Here is a 16982-nt window from a genome sequence, read left to right on the forward strand (position 1 = left end):
GGCGACAACGTCACGATGGACGTGACGCTGATCGTGCCGATCGCGATGGAAGAGAAGCTGCGTTTCGCTATCCGCGAAGGCGGCCGCACCGTCGGCGCCGGCATCGTCTCCACCATCGTTGAGTAAGCGATTTTCGAATATAAGGTGGCGGCTCTATCGGAGTCGCCATTTTTTGCCTGCTGCCGCGGAATTCTCTTGAAGGAATTTCAAAGTCGGATTAGTGGACGGTACCAGAGCAAGTTCAGGAAAAGTGAGAACCGGTTTTCCTAAGAAAGCAAAAGCTGCTTTTCTACCGGACTTGCATAGAAAGATTTTGACTGTTTCCTGATTCGGTAGAAGCGGGAAACGGTCGAAAGATTGGATCATACGGTTCCGTAGGGGTATAGCTCAGTTGGTAGAGCGACGGTCTCCAAAACCGTAGGTCGCAGGTTCGAGTCCTGCTGCCCCTGCCAGTTTACGAGCATGATCCCAAAAAGTTGCAGACTTTTTGGATAAGATCATGCGGCAAAAAACTATATAGCCGCGCCCGCGCACGATTGGATGGTGCCAGGCCGGCGTTCAGATGGAATGCGATTCCGATAATAGGTGAGCCGAGGGCTTGTTTTTTGTCGGAATCAGTTCTATGTAGGATCAACAGACACGCGGTGCGTGGAGCTGAATGTTCAGCTTTACGCGCCGTACTTGTGCGGGCGCATTCAGCCGATTCGGTCATAAGGGTTAGTAATGCTAGCCAAAATGATGCAGATCATGGCCATGAAGTCCGTGCTTGTTCACAACAGAGCGGCAGATGGCATCCAAAACGAACCCGATCACTTTTTTTCAGCAGGTTCGTGCCGAGACGGCCAAGGTGACTTGGCCGACGCGGCGCGAAACTATGATATCGACCATTATGGTGGTCGTGATGGCTTTTCTCGCGGCAATTTTCTTTTTTGTCGCTGATCAGATCATGGCCTATGGCGTAGAGCTGTTGCTGGGTCTCGGACGCTAACGGATATACGGGAGAGTCGGGATGACCGCGCGCTGGTACATTGTGCACGCCTATTCGAATTTCGAAAAGAAGGTGGCTGAGGATATCGAAAACAAGGCTCGCCAGAAGGGGCTTTCCCATCTTTTCGAGAAAATCTTGGTGCCGATCGAAAAGGTTGTCGAGGTGCGTCGTGGCCGCAAGGTCGATGCCGAGCGCAAATTCTTCCCGGGTTATGTGATGGTTCGCGCCGAGTTGACGGATGATGCCTATCATCTGATCAAGAACACGCCGAAGGTGACGGGTTTCCTGGGTTCGGATTCAAAGCCGGTTCCGATCACGGATCGTGAGGCCGATCAGATTCTGATGCAGGTTCAGGAGGGCGTCGATCGCCCCAAGCCGTCCGTGTCCTTCGAAATCGGCGAGCAGGTTCGCGTTTCGGATGGTCCGTTCGCCTCGTTCAACGGTGTCGTTCAGGAAGTCGACGAGGAGCGTTCGCGGCTCAAGGTGGAAGTTTCGATCTTTGGGCGTGCGACGCCCGTCGATCTCGAATTCGGTCAGGTCGAAAAGCTTTGATCGGGATGCGGTCCGCGAGGATCGCGCGCCGCGCAAGCGGCTTCAGGTGGGAGGGAAGGCGGCTTTAGCCGGCCGTGGACCCGAACCACCAAACTGCACCGCCGGGCTTCCGGCGATACTCAAACGCCGGATTGTCCGGCTTGATAATGAAGGCAGATAGCTATGGCTAAGAAAGTTGCGGGCCAGCTGAAGCTGCAGGTACCGGCCGGTTCGGCGAATCCTTCGCCTCCGATCGGTCCGGCGCTCGGTCAGCGTGGCATTAATATCATGGAATTCTGCAAGGCGTTCAACGCTGCCTCGCAGGAGATGGAGAAGGGTTCACCCGTCCCCGTCTTGATCACCTATTATCAGGACAAGTCCTTTACCTTCGCGATGAAGACGCCGCCGGTGTCCTATTTCCTGAAGAAGGCCGCGAACCTGAAGTCGGGCTCCAAGGAGCCGGGCAAGGTGTCTGCTGGAACGGTTTCGCGCGACAAGGTGCGTGAAATCGCCGAGGCGAAGTTGAAGGACCTGAACGCGAGCGACATCGAAGCCGCCATGCGCATGGTCGAAGGTTCCGCCCGTTCTATGGGCCTGGAAGTGGTGGGCTGAGACGATGGCGAAGATTGCAAAGCGTATTGCCAAGTTGCGTGAAGGTGTCGACCGCAGCAAACTCTATGATCTGACGTCGGCCATCGGCCTCGTCAAGGAGCGTGCGACGGCCAAATTTGATGAGACCATCGAGGTGGCGTTGAACCTCGGTGTCGATCCTCGCCATGCCGACCAGATGGTTCGCGGCGTCGTCAACCTGCCGAATGGTACGGGCCGCAACGTTCGCGTCGCTGTTTTCGCGCGTGGCGACAAGGCCGAGGAAGCCAAGAAGGCGGGTGCGGACATTGTCGGTGCCGAGGATCTCGTAGAGATCGTCAATGGTGGCACGATCGATTTCGATCGCTGCATCGCCACGCCTGATATGATGCCGCTCGTCGGTCGCCTGGGTAAGGTGCTCGGCCCCCGTGGCATGATGCCGAACCCGAAGGTTGGCACTGTCACCGCCGATGTGGCTGGTGCAGTCAAGGCCTCAAAGGGCGGCGCCGTCGAGTTCCGTGTCGAAAAGGCCGGTATCATTCATGCCGGTATCGGCAAGGCCTCTTTCGATGCCAAGGCGCTGGAAGAGAACATCAAGGCTTTCGCCGATGCGGTCATGAAAGCGAAGCCTGCTGGCGCCAAGGGTGAATACCTCAAGCGCATGGCGATTTCATCGACCATGGGTGCTGGCGTCAAGATCGATCCCTCGACCGTCAAGGTTGCCTGATAGGCGGTTTGACGGGTGAGATGAGTTCCTGAGGGTGAAATCTTGGGAACATGAAGAATTCCGGGCCTTATCTAGGCCCGGATAACCGGAGAAAACTCCGGTTATCCTGTCCGAGATTGCGGGTGGTTCGCCTTAATTCATCGAGCCTGCATGAGACGTGGAATGACCTGGTTTTGCGGGTGTGTCCCGCCAGATGAGGTTTGAACCGTAGTTGCCTTAGTCCGCTCTTGCCGTCGTTGAGATGGCGGGGAGGCGAAAGGGGACAGGATCCTCGAGCGTCGTTCGGTGATCCTCGTTTGGAAACCCGATCGGCAAAGGCAATCCGGCAGGGACGCAATGATGCGGTCCTGCCAACTGGAGAGAGACAGTGGATAAAGCGGAAAAACGCGAATTCGTCGCGTGGCTGAACGGAGCCTTCAAGGAATCCGGTTCAGTCGTCGTGGCCCACTATACCGGTCTCACGGTCGCACAGATGAACGATCTTCGTTCCAAGATGCGCGCTGCCGGGGGCACCGTTAAAGTCGCGAAAAACCGCCTTGCCAAAATCGCTCTTCAGGGCACGGAGTCGGAAAGCATCGCTGATCTGTTCAATGGACAGACGGTGGTTGCTTATTCCACTGATCCGGTAACGGCTCCGAAAGTGGCCGTCGAGTTCGCCAAGGGTAACGACAAGCTCGTCATCCTCGGTGGCGCGATGGGCGCGACAGGTCTCGATGCGGAAGGCGTGAAGGCTCTGGCCTCGCTGCCGTCGCTCGATGAGCTGCGTGCAAAGCTGGTCGGCATGATTCAGACGCCGGCTTCGCGGATCGCTCAGGTTGTCAACGCACCGGCAGGTCAGCTTGCCCGCGTGTTTGGCGCCTATGCCCGGAAGGACGAGGCGGCGTAAGGCCGTTTCTCGCTGTCAACAGTTCAAACCTCGTGAAGGAAATATAAAATGGCTGATCTTACAAAGATCGTTGAAGACCTGTCCAACCTGACTGTCTTGGAAGCTGCAGAGCTTTCCAAGCTGCTCGAAGAGAAGTGGGGCGTCTCCGCCGCCGCTCCGGTGGCTGTTGCTGCTGCTGGCGGTGCCGGCGCTGCTGCCGCTGCGGTTGAAGAGAAGACCGAATTCGACGTCATCCTCGTTGATGCCGGTGCACAGAAGATCAACGTGATCAAGGAAGTGCGCGTCATCACGGGCCTCGGCCTCAAGGAAGCCAAGGACCTCGTCGAGGCTGCTCCGAAGGCGGTCAAGGAAGCCGTTTCGAAGGACGAAGCTGAGAAGGTCAAGGCCCAGCTCGAAGCTGCTGGCGCCAAAGCCGAACTCAAGTAAGTTCGAAAAAATTCCGGCGGATGGAATTTCCGTCCGCCGGTTTCCGCCGCGAGGCGGGAAATACAGTCGGCACTGAACCCTTTTCCTGACAGTTGGGCGGCTGTCAGGAAACGGGTTTTGTCCCGTTCAGGAGACCGCCTAAGGGCGGCTTACAACAGGCCGCAAGGCGCGAAACATGCCGCAAGGCACAGAACGAGGAGCGACGATGGCTCAGACCCACTCTTTTAACGGTCGTAAGCGCGTACGCAAGTTTTTTGGCAAGATACCCGAAGTCGCGGAGATGCCGAACCTCATCGAGGTTCAAAAGGCATCTTACGATCAGTTCCTCATGGTCGAGGAGCCAAAAGGCGGGCGTTTGGATGAAGGCTTGCAGGCTGTTTTCAAATCGGTATTCCCGATTGGAGATTTTTCCGGCGCCTCCATGCTCGAATTCGTCAAGTACGAGTTCGACGCGCCGAAATTCGACGTTGATGAGTGCCGCCAGCGCGACCTGACCTATGCAGCGCCGCTGAAGGTGACGCTGCGCCTCATCGTCTTCGATATCGATGAGGATACAGGCGCCAAGTCGATCAAGGACATCAAGGAGCAGGATGTCTATATGGGCGACATGCCGCTCATGACCGACAACGGCACCTTTATCGTCAATGGCACCGAGCGCGTGATCGTCTCGCAGATGCACCGTTCGCCGGGCGTCTTCTTCGATCACGACAAGGGCAAGTCGCACTCCTCGGGCAAGCTCCTGTTTGCCGCGCGCGTCATTCCGTATCGTGGTTCCTGGCTCGACATCGAGTTCGATTCCAAGGACATCGTCCACGCCCGCATCGATCGCCGCCGCAAGATTCCGGCGACGTCGCTGCTGATGGCGCTCGGTATGGACGGCGAGGAAATCCTGTCGACCTTCTACAACAAGATTACCTATGCCCGCGACGGCGACAACTGGCGGATTCCGTTCTCCGTCGACCGCTTCAAAGGCATGAAGGTCATCACCGATCTGGTCGACGCGGACACCGGCGAGGTCGTGCTCGAAGCAGGCAAGAAACTGACGGCGCGTTCGGCACGCCAGCTCTCGGAAAAGGGCCTGAAGGCGATCAAGGTGACCGAGGACGATCTGCTCGGCAATTATCTGGCCGAGGACATCGTCAATGCCGAGACCGGCGAGATATTCCTCGAAGCCGGCGACGAACTCGATGAGAAGACGCTGAAGGTTCTGCTCGATACCGGCGTCGACGAGATCAAGGTGCTCGATATCGACCATGTCAATATCGGCGGCTATATCCGTAATACGCTTGCCGCGGACAAGAACGAGGGCCGCCAGGACGCTCTGTTCGATATCTACCGCGTCATGCGTCCGGGCGAGCCGCCCACGATGGACACGGCCGAAGCCATGTTCCATTCGCTGTTCTTCGATTCCGAGCGCTACGATCTTTCCGCGGTCGGCCGCGTCAAGATGAACATGCGTCTGGATCTGAATGCGGAAGACACCGTGCGCGTCTTGCGCAAGGAAGACATCATCGCCGTCGTCAGGACGCTGGTCGAACTGCGTGACGGCAAGGGCGAGATCGACGACATCGACAATCTCGGCAACCGCCGCGTGCGTTCCGTCGGCGAGCTGATGGAAAATCAGTACCGCGTCGGCCTGCTTCGCATGGAGCGCGCGATCAAGGAGCGCATGTCGTCGATCGAGATCGACACCGTCATGCCGCAGGACCTGATCAACGCCAAGCCCGCTGCCGCCGCTGTCCGCGAGTTCTTCGGCTCCTCGCAGCTGTCGCAGTTCATGGATCAGACCAACCCGCTGTCGGAGATCACCCATAAGCGCCGTCTGTCGGCACTTGGACCTGGCGGCCTGACCCGTGAGCGCGCTGGCTTCGAAGTCCGCGACGTGCATCCGACGCACTATGGCCGTATCTGCCCGATCGAAACGCCGGAAGGCCCGAACATCGGCCTGATCAACTCGCTCGCCACTTTCGCGCGCGTCAATAAATACGGCTTCATCGAGAGCCCGTATCGCAAGATCGCCGATGGCAAGGTGACCGAGGAAGTTCTCTATCTCTCGGCCATGGAAGAAGCCAAGCACTATGTCGCGCAGGCCAATGCCGTGCTCGACAGTGAAGGCCGCTTCACCGACGAGTTCGTCGTTTGCCGTCATGCGGGCGAGGTGTTGATGGCTCCGCGTGAAAATGTGGACCTGATGGACGTGTCGCCGAAGCAGCTCGTGTCGGTCGCAGCCGCGCTCATTCCGTTCCTCGAGAACGATGACGCCAACCGCGCTCTCATGGGCTCGAACATGCAGCGTCAGGCCGTGCCTCTGGTACGCGCCGAAGCGCCGTTCGTCGGCACCGGCATGGAATCGGTTGTGGCTCGTGACTCCGGCGCCGCCATCGGCGCCCGCCGGACGGGTATCGTCGACCAGGTCGATGCGACCCGTATCGTCATCCGCGCCACCGAGGATCTCGATCCAACCCGCTCGGGCGTCGATATCTATAGCCTGATGAAGTACCAGCGCTCGAACCAGAACACCTGCATCAACCAGCGTCCACTGGTTCGTGTCGGTGATCGTATCCAGAAGGGCGACATCATTGCCGATGGTCCGTCGACCGATCTGGGCGATCTGGCGCTCGGCCGTAATGTGCTCGTCGCGTTCATGCCGTGGAATGGCTACAACTACGAGGATTCGATCCTTCTTTCCGAGAAGATCGTGTCGGATGACGTCTTCACCTCGATCCATATCGAGGAATTCGAAGTTGCCGCCCGCGATACCAAGCTTGGACCGGAAGAGATCACCCGCGACATTCCGAACGTTTCGGAAGAGGCTCTGAAGAACCTCGATGAAGCCGGCATCGTCTATATCGGTGCGGAAGTGCATCCGGGCGACATCCTCGTCGGCAAGATCACGCCGAAGGGCGAAAGCCCGATGACGCCGGAAGAAAAGCTTCTGCGCGCCATCTTCGGCGAGAAGGCATCGGATGTGCGTGACACCTCCATGCGCATGCCGCCCGGCACCTACGGCACGATCGTCGAAGTCCGCGTCTTCAACCGCCATGGCGTGGAGAAGGACGAGCGCGCGATGGCGATCGAGCGCGAGGAGATCGAGCGTCTTGCCAAGGATCGCGACGACGAGCAGGCGATCCTCGATCGCAACACCTATGGGCGTCTGGCCGATGTTCTTGACGGCAAGCCGGCCATTGCCGGGCCGAAGAGCTTCAAGAAGGGCACGACCGTCAGCCGTGATGTGCTGACCGAGTATCCGCGTTCCCAATGGTGGCAGTTTGCCCTTGAGGATGAGAAACTCCAGGGCGAGATCGAAGCGCTGCGCACCCAGTACGACGACTCCAAGAAGTTGCTGGAACAGCGCTTCATGGACAAGGTCGAGAAGGTTCAGCGCGGCGACGAGATGCCTCCCGGCGTCATGAAGATGGTCAAGGTCTTCGTCGCTGTGAAGCGCAAGATCCAGCCCGGTGACAAGATGGCCGGCCGTCACGGCAACAAGGGTGTCGTGTCGCGCATCGTGCCGGTCGAGGACATGCCATTCCTCGAGGATGGCACGCATGCCGATATCGTGCTCAATCCGCTCGGCGTGCCGAGCCGCATGAACGTCGGTCAGATTCTCGAAACGCATCTTGGCTGGGCCTGTGCGGGGATGGGCAGGAAGATCGGGGAATTGCTGGAAGCCTATCATGCTAGCGGTAATCTTCAGCCCGTGCGTGATACGCTCGAGCAGATCATTCCGGATAACGACCGCAATGAGCCGGTCCGCCGCTATGATGACGAGAGCGTGGTTCGCCTGGCTGACCAGATGAAGCGCGGCGTGTCGATCGCGACACCCGTCTTCGACGGTGCGCATGAATCCGATATCAATGAGATGCTGGAGGATGCGGGGCTGGCGTCTTCGGGGCAGGTAACGCTTTATGATGGACGTACCGGCGAGACCTTCGACCGCAAGGTGACCGTGGGCTATATCTACATGCTCAAGCTTCACCATCTGGTCGATGACAAGATCCATGCCCGTTCGATCGGACCTTACTCGCTCGTTACCCAGCAACCGCTGGGCGGCAAGGCGCAGTTCGGCGGTCAGCGTTTCGGCGAGATGGAGGTTTGGGCGCTCGAAGCATATGGCGCGGCTTACACCTTGCAGGAAATGCTCACCATCAAGTCGGATGACGTAGCGGGCAGGACCAAGGTCTACGAAGCCATCGTGCGCGGCGACGACACGTTCGAGGCGGGCATTCCCGAGAGCTTCAATGTTCTCGTCAAGGAAATGCGCTCGCTCGGGCTCAATGTCGAGCTCGACAATACCCGCGATCTGCCTGAGCAGCCGACCGCATTGCCCGACGCTGCTGAATAAAAACCGCAGGTGCGCCAGGTTTTCGCCATGGCGCACCTCTATTACGGGGCGTGATAGCCGCGTAATTTCGAGAATTTGATCGAGATGGCAGAGCTACACCTTCTCCGCCATCGCAGACAAAGGGCGACAATCGCCCCAAGGAGAACGGCATGAACCAAGAGGTCATGAATCTTTTCAATCCTCAGGCTCCGGCGCAGACCTTCGATTCCATCCGGATTTCGATCGCGTCGCCAGAGAAGATTCTGTCCTGGTCATACGGCGAGATCAAGAAGCCGGAGACGATCAACTATCGTACGTTCAAGCCAGAACGCGACGGTCTCTTCTGCGCGCGCATCTTCGGCCCGATCAAGGACTATGAGTGCTTGTGCGGCAAGTACAAGCGCATGAAGTACAAGGGCATCATCTGCGAGAAGTGCGGCGTCGAAGTCACGCTGTCGCGCGTGCGCCGTGAGCGCATGGGCCACATCGAACTGGCTGCGCCCGTCGCACATATCTGGTTCCTGAAGTCGCTGCCTTCGCGCATCGGCACGCTGCTCGACATGACGCTGAAGGATATCGAGCGCGTTCTCTATTTCGAGAACTACATCGTCACCGAACCGGGCCTGACCTCGCTGAAGGAGCACCAGCTTCTTTCGGAAGAGGAATACATGATCGCCGTCGACGAGTTCGGCGAAGATCAGTTCACGGCTCTGATCGGCGCGGAAGCTATCTATGAGCTTCTGTCTTCGATGGAGCTCGAGAAGATCGCGGGCCAACTGCGTTCGGACCTGGCCGAGACCACGTCCGAGCTGAAGCAGAAGAAGCTCATGAAGCGGCTCAAGATCGTCGAGAACTTCCTGGAGTCGGGCAACCGTCCGGAATGGATGATCATGAAGATCGTTCCGGTGATCCCGCCGGATCTGCGTCCGCTCGTGCCGCTCGATGGCGGCCGTTTCGCGACATCGGACTTGAACGATCTCTATCGCCGCGTCATCAACCGCAACAATCGTCTCAAGCGCCTCATCGAGCTGCGCGCGCCGGGCATCATCATCCGCAACGAGAAGCGCATGCTTCAGGAATCGGTTGACGCCCTGTTCGACAACGGTCGTCGCGGCCGCGTCATCACCGGCGCCAACAAGCGCCCGCTGAAGTCGCTCTCCGACATGCTCAAGGGCAAGCAGGGCCGATTCCGTCAGAACCTGCTCGGCAAGCGCGTCGATTATTCCGGCCGTTCGGTCATCGTGACCGGCCCGGAGCTGAAGCTGCACCAGTGCGGCCTGCCGAAGAAGATGGCGCTGGAGCTTTTCAAGCCCTTCATCTATGCCCGTCTCGACGCCAAGGGATATTCCTCGACCGTCAAGCAGGCGAAGAAGCTGGTCGAGAAGGAAAAGCCGGAAGTCTGGGATATCCTCGATGAGGTCATCCGCGAGCATCCGGTGCTGCTCAACCGCGCGCCGACACTGCACCGTCTGGGTATCCAGGCTTTCGAGCCCACCCTGATCGAAGGCAAGGCGATCCAGCTTCACCCGCTCGTCTGCACGGCCTTCAACGCCGATTTTGACGGTGACCAGATGGCCGTTCACGTGCCGCTGTCGCTCGAAGCACAGCTTGAAGCCCGCGTACTGATGATGTCGACCAACAACATCCTGCACCCGGCCAACGGTCTGCCGATCATCGTGCCGTCGCAGGACATGGTCCTCGGTCTCTATTATCTGTCGATCGTGGCGGACAAGGAGCCGGGCGAGGGCATGGCGTTCGCCGATATGGGTGAACTGCATCATGCGCTCGAAACCAAGGCGGTGACGCTGCACACCAAGATCAGGGGCCGCTTCAAGACGGTCGATGCCGAAGGCAAGCCCGTGTCGAAGATCTACGACACCACGCCTGGCCGCATGATCATCGGTGAATTGCTGCCGCGCAATCACAATGTCCCGTTCGACATCTGCAATCAGGAGATGACGAAGAAGAACATCTCCAAGATGATCGACCTGGTCTATCGTCACTGTGGTCAGAAAGAGACGGTCATCTTCTGCGACCGCATCATGCAGCTCGGCTTCGGGCATGCCTGCCGCGCCGGTATCTCCTTCGGCAAGGACGACATGGTCATTCCGGAGGCCAAGGCCAAGCTGGTCTCCGAAACCGAGGCGCTCGCCAAGGAATACGAGCAGCAGTACAATGACGGCCTGATCACTCAGGGCGAAAAGTACAACAAGGTCGTCGATGCCTGGGGCAAGTGCACCGAGAAGGTCGCCGACGAGATGATGGCGCGCATCAAGGCGATTGAATTCGACCCCGAGACCGGCCGTCAGAAGCAGATGAACTCGATCTACATGATGTCGCATTCCGGTGCGCGTGGTTCGCCGAACCAGATGCGTCAGCTCGGCGGTATGCGCGGCCTGATGGCCAAGCCGTCCGGCGAGATCATCGAGACGCCGATCATCTCGAACTTCAAGGAAGGTCTGACCGTGAACGAGTACTTCAACTCGACCCACGGTGCCCGTAAGGGCCTTGCCGACACCGCGTTGAAGACGGCGAACTCGGGCTATCTGACCCGCCGTCTCGTCGACGTGGCGCAGGACGCGATCATCTCGGAAGTGGATTGCGGCACCGAAACCGGCCTCACCATCCAGCCGATCGTCGATGCCGGCCAGGTTGTGGCCTCCATCGGTCAGCGTGTTCTTGGGCGCACCGCGCTCGACGATATCATGCATCCGGCGACCGGCGAGGTTATCGTCGAAAGCGGCCGCATGATCGAGGAGCGCGATGTCGATCTGATCGAGAAGGCTGGCATCCAGTCGGTTCGTATCCGTTCGGCGCTGACCTGCGAAACCCGCAGCGGCGTCTGCGCGAAGTGCTATGGCCGTGATCTGGCGCGTGGTACTCCGGTCAACCAGGGCGAGGCCGTCGGTGTTATCGCGGCCCAGTCGATCGGCGAGCCGGGCACCCAGCTCACCATGCGTACCTTCCACTTGGGTGGTACGGCGCAGGTGGTCGACTCCTCCTATCTCGAAGCGAGCTATGAGGGCACGGTCCAGATCCGCAACCGCAACGTGGTCCGTAACTCGGACGGTAATCTGGTGGTGATGGGCCGCAACATGGCGGTTCTCATCCTCGATCCGGCCGGCAAGGAACGCGCGGCGCACCGCGTCACCTATGGTTCGCGCATCTTCGTGGATGACGGCGATACGGTGAAGCGTGGCCAACGTGTCGCGGAATGGGATCCGTACACCCGTCCGATCATGACGGAAGTCGAGGGCACCGTTGAATTCGAGGACATGGTCGATGGCCTGTCCGTGCAGGAAACGACGGATGAATCGACCGGCATCACCAAGCGTGTCGTCATCGACTGGCGTTCGACGCCTCGCGGCTCGGATCTGAAGCCCGCCATTGTCGTCAAGGACAAGAGCGGCAAGATCCTGAAGCTTTCCAAGGGTGGCGATGCCCGCTTCCAGCTCTCCGTCGAGACCATTCTTTCGGTCGAGCCGGGTGCGCATGTGCAAACTGGTGACGTTCTCGCCCGTCTGCCGATGGAAAGCGCCAAGACCAAGGACATCACGGGTGGTCTGCCGCGCGTGGCGGAACTGTTCGAGGCACGTCGTCCCAAGGATCACGCCGTCATCGCCGAGATTGATGGTACGGTCCGCTTCGGTCGCGACTACAAGAACAAGCGCCGCATCATCATCGAGCCGAACGATGAGACGCTGGAGCCTGTCGAGTACCTGATACCGAAGGGCAAGCCGTTCCATCTTCAGGATGGCGACGCCATCGAGAAGGGCGACTACATCCTCGACGGCAACCCGGCGCCGCATGACATCCTGGCGATCAAGGGCGTGGAAGCGCTGGCTTCCTACCTCGTCAACGAGATCCAGGAAGTCTATCGTCTGCAGGGCGTGTTGATCAACGACAAGCACATCGAGGTGATTGTCCGTCAGATGCTGCAGAAGGTCGAAATCACCGAGTCAGGCGATTCCGGCTATATCGTCGGCGACCATGTCGACCGCATCGAACTGGACGAGATCAACGAACGTCTTGTCGAGGATGGCAAAGCGCCTGCTTCCGGCAATCCGGTGTTGCTCGGCATCACCAAGGCGTCGCTGCAGACCCCGTCCTTCATCTCTGCCGCTTCCTTCCAGGAAACGACTCGCGTCCTCACCGAGGCGGCCGTGGCAGGAAAGGTAGACATGCTGCAAGGCCTGAAGGAGAACGTGATCGTCGGTCGTCTGATCCCCGCTGGTACAGGCGGCATGATGAGCCAGATCCGCCGCATCGCAACGGGGCGCGACGAACTGATCATCGACGAGCGCCGCAAATCCAGCGGCGCCGGCACCGCCGATGCGATGCTGACCGACATGACGGGCGCAGCCGAATAAAAGGCTGGCTTCCGATCAATAGAAAAGGCCGCCTTCGGGCGGCCTTTTCTTTAGGGGCAAGTTGGAACAGCGACCGTGCCGGAATTATGCGGATTTCTACTCCTCGAATTCGATCAGTGCCGCTTCGCCGCCAAGCGCCGTCTTCCAAGCGCTCAGATGCGGTTCTTCCTCCGGTTCCTCGGTCAGGGTTCCGATTTCCAGGAGCTCTGCCTCTTCATATCCCTGGCCGGCCAGGATGTTGAGCGCAGTCGTCACCAGATCGTCTCCGCCGTCTCCCATGAGCAGCAGGTGCACGAGGGTGGGGCCGCCATCCTTTTCCTTCCAGACCTCGGCAATGACGAGGTGCACCTGTTTGGGTTCGTCCGTTGTGGAAGACATGAAGTGATTCTCTCATTTCGTTTGCATTGATGATATAGACCGAGTCTAGAGCAACTATTGACGTTGGCCAGTCGGAAAGCTGAGAAACGGTCATCGGATTGTGAAATAATGAGATGAATTCCGTTCAAACGCGGAAAGATTCTGTCCGTGCCGGTTCAAACGGCACGATTTCCGGGCTTTTGGGCATAATAATGCATGTTCAGGCTTGACGAAGGGCGGGGGACAACGTATCAGCAGCCCATCTGAGCCGATGTGAGGTTGGGTGTTTCGGAGCGACACGCTCTGGAGTTCGCCTCAAACAGGGTTCGTTTTACGATCGAAATGCAAATTGCCGTTCGCAAGAAGCGATGAGCTTCCTCTGTTTTTGTTCGGGCCGGCCGCCGATAGGCGGTTATCGCCCGACTTTGTGCATGAGCATGACGGTGGAACGGCCCTTATGGGCTAAGATACGAGATTTTTGAAAGAGGAAGGTTTGAATGCCTACCGTAAACCAGCTGATCCGCAAGCCGCGCATTGCGCCGGTGAAGCGCAATAAGGTTCCCGCATTGCAGGCGAACCCGCAGAAGCGCGGCGTTTGCACCCGCGTCTATACAACGACACCGAAGAAGCCGAACTCCGCGCTGCGTAAGGTTGCCAAGGTGCGTCTGACGAACGGTTTCGAGGTTATCGGTTATATTCCGGGTGAGGGGCACAACCTTCAGGAGCACTCGGTGGTCATGATCCGTGGCGGCCGCGTCAAGGATTTGCCTGGTGTTCGTTACCATATCATCCGTGGTGTGCTCGATACGCAGGGTGTGAAGAACCGTAAGCAGCGTCGTTCGAAATACGGTGCGAAGCGTCCGAAGTAGGATTTTCCGGGGATACCGGCCGCCAGTGTGGCGGATGAGCCCGATGTAATTGGAAGACAGAAAATATGTCCCGACGCCATAGAGCAGAAAAGCGTGAGATCAATCCGGATCCGAAATTCGGTGATCTCGTCATTACCAAGTTCATGAATGCCGTTATGCTTCACGGCAAGAAGTCGGTTGCCGAGACGATCGTCTACGGCGCCCTTGAGTCCGTCGAAGTCAAGGCGAAGCAGGAGCCGGTCGCGCTTTTCCATCAGGCGCTGGACAATGTCGCTCCGCACGTCGAGGTCCGTTCGCGTCGCGTCGGTGGTGCCACCTATCAGGTGCCGGTCGATGTTCGTCCGGAGCGTCGCCAGGCTCTGGCGATCCGCTGGCTGATCGGTGCGGCCCGTAGCCGTAATGAGACTACGATGGTCGACCGGCTTTCCGGCGAGCTTCTGGATGCGGCCAACAATCGCGGCTCTGCTGTGAAGAAGCGTGAAGACACGCATCGCATGGCAGAAGCCAACCGCGCATTCTCGCATTACCGCTGGTAATCGTCGAACCTATTCAAAGAGGCAGCCACCATGGCCCGAGAATATAAAATCGAAGACTACCGTAATTTCGGTATCATGGCGCATATCGACGCTGGCAAGACCACGACGACCGAGCGCATCCTGTACTACACCGGCAAGTCGCACAAGATTGGCGAAGTCCATGACGGCGCCGCGACGATGGACTGGATGGAGCAGGAGCAGGAGCGCGGCATCACCATCACGTCGGCTGCCACCACGACCTTCTGGGAGGGTCGTGACGGTAAGAGGCGTCGCTTCAACATCATCGACACGCCGGGCCACGTCGACTTTACCATTGAAGTTGAGCGCAGCTTGCGTGTTCTCGATGGCGCGATTGCTCTTCTGGATGCCAATGCCGGTGTCGAGCCGCAGACGGAAACCGTCTGGCGCCAGGCTGAAAAGTACCACGTTCCGCGTATGATCTTCGTCAACAAGATGGACAAGATCGGTGCTGATTTCTACCGCTCCGTGGATATGGTGAAGACCCGTCTCGGTGCCAAGGCTGTGGTCATGCAGCTTCCGGTTGGTGCTGAGAGCGACTTCAAGGGTGTTGTCGATCTCGTCGAGATGAAAGCTCTGATCTGGCGTGACGAAGCGCTGGGCGCCCAGTGGGATATCGTGGAAATCCCTGCTGACCTGCAGGAGAAGGCTGAAGAATATCGCGAATATCTGATCGAGGCTGCGGTTGAGGTCGATGAAGCTGCCATGGAAGCTTATCTCGAGGGTACGATGCCGTCGAACGAAGAGATTCGCGCTCTGATCCGTAAGGGCACCTGCGACGTTGAGTTTCATCCGGTTTTCTGCGGCTCTGCCTTTAAGAACAAGGGCGTTCAGCCGCTGCTCGACGGTGTGGTGGATTTTCTTCCCTCTCCGATCGACGTTCCGCCGATCAAGGGTATCGATGCCAAGACCGAAGCCGAGACGGTGCGCAAATCGTCGGATGACGAGCCACTTTCGATGCTCGCCTTCAAGATCATGAACGATCCGTTTGTCGGCTCCCTGACATTCTGCCGCATCTATTCCGGCAAGATGAGCAAGGGCGTTTCGCTCGAGAATACCGTCAAGGGAAAGCGCGAGCGCATCGGCCGTATGCTGCAGATGCACTCCAACTCCCGTGAAGATATCGACGAGGCTTTCGCCGGCGATATCGTCGCTATGGCGGGCTTGAAGGAGACGACCACGGGCGACACGCTCTGCGATCCGCTGAAGCCCGTTATCCTCGAGCGCATGGAATTCCCTGATCCGGTCATCGAGATTGCGATCGAACCGAAGACCAAGGCCGATCAGGAGAAAATGGGTATCGCCCTCAATCGTCTGGCTGCTGAGGATCCGTCTTTCCGCGTCAAGTCCGACGAAGAGTCCGGTCAGACCATTATCGCCGGCATGGGCGAGCTTCATCTTGATATTCTTGTCGACCGCATGCGTCGCGAGTTCAAGGTCGAGGCGAATATCGGCCAGCCGCAGGTTGCCTATCGTGAATCGATCACGCGTGCTGCCGAAATCGACTACACCCACAAGAAGCAGTCTGGTGGTTCGGGGCAGTTCGCTCGCGTCAAGATCATTTTCGAGCCGCATGAAGGCGACGATTTCATCTTCGAATCCAAGATCGTCGGCGGGTCCATTCCAAAGGAATATATCCCCGGTGTTCAAAAGGGTATCGAAAGCGTCATGGGGGCGGGTCCGCTCGCGGGTTTCCCGATGCTCGGCGTCAAGGCGACGCTGATCGATGGTGCCTATCATGATGTCGACTCGTCCGTTCTGGCGTTCGAAATCGCATCCCGTGCCGCGTTCCGCGAAGGCGCGCAGAAAGCTGGTGCACAGCTTCTCGAGCCGATCATGAAGGTCGAAGTGGTGACGCCGGAGGATTACGTTGGTGACGTCATCGGCGATCTGAACTCCCGCCGCGGCCAGATCTCGGGCACCGAAGCCCGTGGTATCGCCACGGTCGTCAATGCAAACGTGCCGCTCGCCAATATGTTCGGCTATGTGAACACGCTGCGTTCGATGAGCCAGGGACGCGCCCAGTATACGATGCAGTTCGACCATTATGAGCCGGTTCCGACCGCGGTCGCACAGGAAATTCAGAAGAAGTTCGCGTAATCCGGACGGTTGCGCTTGTCATAATTAGAGAATGCCTGAGCAGGCGAAAATTAACGGAGAGCTCAGATGGCGAAGAGTAAGTTTGAACGTACGAAGCCGCATGCCAACATTGGCACGATTGGGCATGTTGACCATGGCAAGACGTCGCTGACGGCGGCGATCACGAAGTATTTCGGCGAGTACAAGGCGTATGACCAGATCGACGCGGCGCCGGAGGAAAAGGCGCGCGGCATCACGATCTCGACGGCGCATGTGGAGTACG

Annotated in this window: 14 protein-coding genes and 1 tRNA gene; 14 read left to right on the forward strand and 1 reads right to left on the reverse strand. The window is 58.5% G+C overall.

Annotated elements, in window-relative coordinates:
* From C5748_RS26235 to rpoC, 10 genes are all read left to right on the forward strand, one after another.
* On the forward strand, positions 1-126 hold a 126-nt coding region (locus C5748_RS26235), incomplete at its 5' end, for an EF-Tu C-terminal domain-related protein (protein ID WP_105744272.1).
* 250 nt (positions 127-376) lie between these two features.
* Positions 377-452 (forward strand) — tRNA-Trp (locus tag C5748_RS26240).
* A gap of 335 nt (positions 453-787) precedes the next feature.
* The gene (gene secE, locus C5748_RS26245; protein WP_105745864.1) at positions 788-988 is read left to right on the forward strand and encodes a preprotein translocase subunit SecE; all 201 of its coding nucleotides are present in this window, start codon (positions 788-790) and stop codon (positions 986-988) included.
* A 21-nt stretch (positions 989-1009) separates the two neighbouring features.
* Positions 1010-1540: a transcription termination/antitermination protein NusG gene (gene nusG / locus C5748_RS26250; RefSeq protein ID WP_105745867.1), complete on the forward strand. Its 531-nt coding sequence runs from the start codon at positions 1010-1012 to the stop codon at positions 1538-1540.
* Between the two features lie 162 nt (positions 1541-1702).
* On the forward strand, positions 1703-2131 hold the full coding sequence (gene rplK, locus C5748_RS26255) for a 50S ribosomal protein L11 (RefSeq protein WP_105745869.1): 429 nt from the start codon (positions 1703-1705) through the stop codon (positions 2129-2131).
* A 4-nt stretch (positions 2132-2135) separates the two neighbouring features.
* Entirely contained in the window at positions 2136-2834 is a 699-nt protein-coding gene (gene rplA / locus C5748_RS26260; protein WP_105745871.1) for a 50S ribosomal protein L1, read from the forward strand.
* Between the two features lie 367 nt (positions 2835-3201).
* Complete coding sequence (gene rplJ / locus C5748_RS26265; RefSeq protein ID WP_105745873.1) at positions 3202-3720, forward strand: 50S ribosomal protein L10; 519 nt, start codon at positions 3202-3204, stop codon at positions 3718-3720.
* A gap of 48 nt (positions 3721-3768) precedes the next feature.
* Positions 3769-4146 carry a 50S ribosomal protein L7/L12 gene (gene rplL, locus C5748_RS26270; protein WP_105745875.1) on the forward strand — a complete coding sequence of 126 codons (378 nt, stop codon included), beginning with the start codon at positions 3769-3771 and terminating at the stop codon, positions 4144-4146.
* A 205-nt stretch (positions 4147-4351) separates the two neighbouring features.
* Entirely contained in the window at positions 4352-8491 is a 4140-nt protein-coding gene (gene rpoB, locus C5748_RS26275) for a DNA-directed RNA polymerase subunit beta (RefSeq protein WP_105745877.1), read from the forward strand.
* A gap of 149 nt (positions 8492-8640) precedes the next feature.
* A complete protein-coding gene (rpoC, locus tag C5748_RS26280) occupies positions 8641-12840 on the forward strand; it encodes a DNA-directed RNA polymerase subunit beta' (RefSeq protein ID WP_105745879.1) in 4200 nt (1399 codons plus the stop codon).
* 96 nt (positions 12841-12936) lie between these two features.
* On the opposite strand, the gene C5748_RS26285 is transcribed toward rpoC, so the two are convergent.
* The gene (locus C5748_RS26285) at positions 12937-13218 is read right to left on the reverse strand and encodes a hypothetical protein (protein WP_105745881.1); all 282 of its coding nucleotides are present in this window, start codon (positions 13216-13218) and stop codon (positions 12937-12939) included.
* A 476-nt stretch (positions 13219-13694) separates the two neighbouring features.
* Here C5748_RS26285 and rpsL point away from each other — a divergent pair, with 476 nt between their 5' ends.
* The 4 genes from rpsL to C5748_RS26310 all read left to right on the forward strand — a co-directional run.
* Complete coding sequence (rpsL, locus tag C5748_RS26295) at positions 13695-14066, forward strand: 30S ribosomal protein S12 (RefSeq protein ID WP_006471111.1); 372 nt, start codon at positions 13695-13697, stop codon at positions 14064-14066.
* Between the two features lie 65 nt (positions 14067-14131).
* Positions 14132-14602: a 30S ribosomal protein S7 gene (rpsG, locus tag C5748_RS26300; protein ID WP_105745883.1), complete on the forward strand. Its 471-nt coding sequence runs from the start codon at positions 14132-14134 to the stop codon at positions 14600-14602.
* Between the two features lie 30 nt (positions 14603-14632).
* Positions 14633-16720, forward strand: a complete 2088-nt coding sequence (gene fusA / locus C5748_RS26305; RefSeq protein WP_105745885.1) for an elongation factor G — start codon at positions 14633-14635, stop codon at positions 16718-16720.
* A gap of 66 nt (positions 16721-16786) precedes the next feature.
* A partial coding sequence (locus C5748_RS26310) for a GTP-binding protein (RefSeq protein ID WP_245581986.1) occupies positions 16787-16982 on the forward strand: 196 nt, incomplete at its 3' end.

It is taken from the genome of Phyllobacterium phragmitis (assembly GCF_002980495.1).
Lineage (GTDB): Bacteria > Pseudomonadota > Alphaproteobacteria > Rhizobiales > Rhizobiaceae > Paramesorhizobium > Paramesorhizobium phragmitis.

Bases quoted from the DNA above. Each gene is read 5' to 3' on its own strand.
- secE (WP_105745864.1), top strand. From the start codon at position 788: ATGGCATCCAAAACGAACCCGATCACTTTTTTTCAGCAGGTTCGTGCC.
- nusG (WP_105745867.1), top strand. From the start codon at position 1,010: ATGACCGCGCGCTGGTACATTGTGCACGCCTATTCGAATTTCGAAAAG.
- rplK (WP_105745869.1), top strand. From the start codon at position 1,703: ATGGCTAAGAAAGTTGCGGGCCAGCTGAAGCTGCAGGTACCGGCCGGT.
- rplA (WP_105745871.1), top strand. From the start codon at position 2,136: ATGGCGAAGATTGCAAAGCGTATTGCCAAGTTGCGTGAAGGTGTCGAC.
- rplL (WP_105745875.1), top strand. From the start codon at position 3,769: ATGGCTGATCTTACAAAGATCGTTGAAGACCTGTCCAACCTGACTGTC.
- rpoB (WP_105745877.1), top strand. From the start codon at position 4,352: ATGGCTCAGACCCACTCTTTTAACGGTCGTAAGCGCGTACGCAAGTTT.
- rpoC (WP_105745879.1), top strand. From the start codon at position 8,641: ATGAACCAAGAGGTCATGAATCTTTTCAATCCTCAGGCTCCGGCGCAG.
- C5748_RS26285 (WP_105745881.1), bottom strand. From the start codon at position 13,218: ATGTCTTCCACAACGGACGAACCCAAACAGGTGCACCTCGTCATTGCC.
- rpsL (WP_006471111.1), top strand. From the start codon at position 13,695: ATGCCTACCGTAAACCAGCTGATCCGCAAGCCGCGCATTGCGCCGGTG.
- rpsG (WP_105745883.1), top strand. From the start codon at position 14,132: ATGTCCCGACGCCATAGAGCAGAAAAGCGTGAGATCAATCCGGATCCG.
- fusA (WP_105745885.1), top strand. From the start codon at position 14,633: ATGGCCCGAGAATATAAAATCGAAGACTACCGTAATTTCGGTATCATG.